The organism is Dietzia sp. CW19 (genome assembly GCF_014145265.1).
Lineage (GTDB): Bacteria > Actinomycetota > Actinomycetes > Mycobacteriales > Mycobacteriaceae > Dietzia > Dietzia natronolimnaea.
The window spans coordinates 6,065-7,899 of sequence record NZ_JAALEE010000471.1 but is presented as its reverse complement, the minus strand read 5'-3'; the positions used below and the strand labels follow the sequence as shown (position 1 = coordinate 7,899).

Here is a 1,835-nt window from a genome sequence, read left to right as displayed (position 1 = left end):
TCCTGCCGTACCACCTGTCGGTGATCGCGCAGGCCGCCGCCGCGGCCGCGCTGCGTCACGCCGAGGAGACCCTGGCGTCGGTCGCCCTGCTGGCCGAGGAGCGCAAGCGCGTCACCGCGGGGCTCGAGTCGCTCGGCTACGACGTGCTGCCCAGCGAGGCCAACTTCGTGCTCTACGGGCCCTTCGTGGACGCGCCCCGCGCGTGGCGGCGCTACCTCGACGCGGGCGTGCTCATCCGCGACGTGGGCATCCCCGGCCGTCTTCGTGCGACCATCGGGCTGGAGAGCGAGAACGACCGGCTGCTGCAGGTGAGCGCCGAGTTGGCGGGAACAGAGATCACCACGACGAGGGAGAGACGATGAGCGAGCAGGGCGGACGCGTCGGTCGCGTCGAGCGCACCACCAGGGAGTCGTCGATCGTCGTCGAGATCGACCTCGACGGCACCGGCCGGACGGAGATCGCCACCGGCGTCCCGTTCTTCGATCACATGCTCACCGCGTTCGGCCAGCACGGAGCGTTCGACCTCACGGTCCGCGCGACGGGCGACGTCGAGATCGAGGCGCACCACACCGTCGAGGACACCGCCATCGTTCTGGGCCAGGCGCTCGGGAAGGCACTGGGCGACAAGCGGGGCATCCGCCGCTTCGGTCAGTGCTCGATCCCGATGGACGAGACGCTCGCCGAGGCGGTCGTCGACGTCTCCGGGCGCCCGTACTGCGTCCACACGGGGGAGCCCGACGTCATGATCGGCTACGTCGTCGTGGGCCACGACAGCGCGCCGTACGGCACCGTGCTCAACCGGCACGTGTTCGAGACCCTCGCGTCGCACGCCCGCATCGCGCTGCACGTCCGCGTGCACTACGGGCGCGACCCCCACCACATCACCGAGGCGGAGTACAAGGCCGTCGCCCGGGCGCTGCGCGCCGCGGTCGAGCCGGATCCGCGGATCAGCGGGATCCCCTCGACCAAGGGCGCTCTGTGATGGCGAAGTGACCGCGGGGGTCACGAAGCCGGGCGCGTTCGCACAGCTGTCCCGGACCCCCGGTGTGCCGGCGGCGTTCGTCCTGGTGCTCCTCGCCTTCGGTGGCTTCTCGCTGCTCCTGCCCGTGGTGCCCCTCGCCGTGGTCCGGGGCGGGGGCAGCGAGCTGGTCGCCGGTGCGACCACCGGTGTGTTCATGACGGTCACCGTGCTGGTCCAACTGCTCACCCCGAGGATCACCGCGGCGATCGGCTACCGTTGGGTGCTCGCGATCGGCAGCGCGCTCCTCGGCCTGCCCTCGGGGCTGCTCGCCCTGTTCGACGGGCCGTTCGCGGTGCTGGCGGTCAGCGGTGTGCGTGGGGCGGGCTTCGGCATGATGACGGTCGCCGGCTCCGCACTGGTCGCCGAGCTCGCGCCACCCGGGATGCTCGGCCGCGCCACCTCGCTGATCGGCCTCGCGGTGGGGATCTCCGAGGCCATCTTCCTGCCTGTCGGTCTGTGGCTGCTGGAGGTCTTCGGTCTGGCCACGGTCGCCTGGAGCGCGACGGCGTTCGGTGTGGTCGGACTGCTCGCGGCGGCACGACTCCCCGACGTGCACCCCGCTCCCGCCAGGCCTTCCGACCCGTCCGCACTGGGCCGCCGGGCGATGCTCGTCCTGCTCGCCGGGCCGTTCCTGGTCATGGTGGCGGTGTCGCTGCCGTACGGCGCCGCCGCGTCGTTCCTCTCGCCCGCCCTGGACTCGATCGTCTCGGGCAGCGGCGCGGTCGTCGCGGGGGTCGGGCTCGGATTGCTGGGGGTGGGCGTGATCGTCGGGCGCACCTTCGCGGGACTCGTCTCCGACCGGCGCGGCCCCGGC

At 72.5% G+C, this 1,835-nt stretch carries 3 protein-coding genes; all 3 read left to right on the top strand.

Annotation, left to right across the window (positions count from 1 at the left end; all coding sequences use genetic code 11):
- Nucleotides 1-362 (top strand): aminotransferase class I/II-fold pyridoxal phosphate-dependent enzyme (locus G6021_RS17420; protein ID WP_241736558.1); only part of this gene is annotated, 362 nt, incomplete at its 5' end.
- Entirely contained in the window at nucleotides 359-982 is a 624-nt protein-coding gene (gene hisB / locus G6021_RS13615; protein ID WP_179525136.1) for an imidazoleglycerol-phosphate dehydratase HisB, read from the top strand. The genes G6021_RS17420 and hisB, both read left to right, overlap by 4 nt.
- A gap of 7 nt (nucleotides 983-989) precedes the next feature.
- On the top strand, nucleotides 990-1,835 hold an 846-nt coding region (locus tag G6021_RS13610; protein ID WP_182641519.1), incomplete at its 3' end, for an MFS transporter.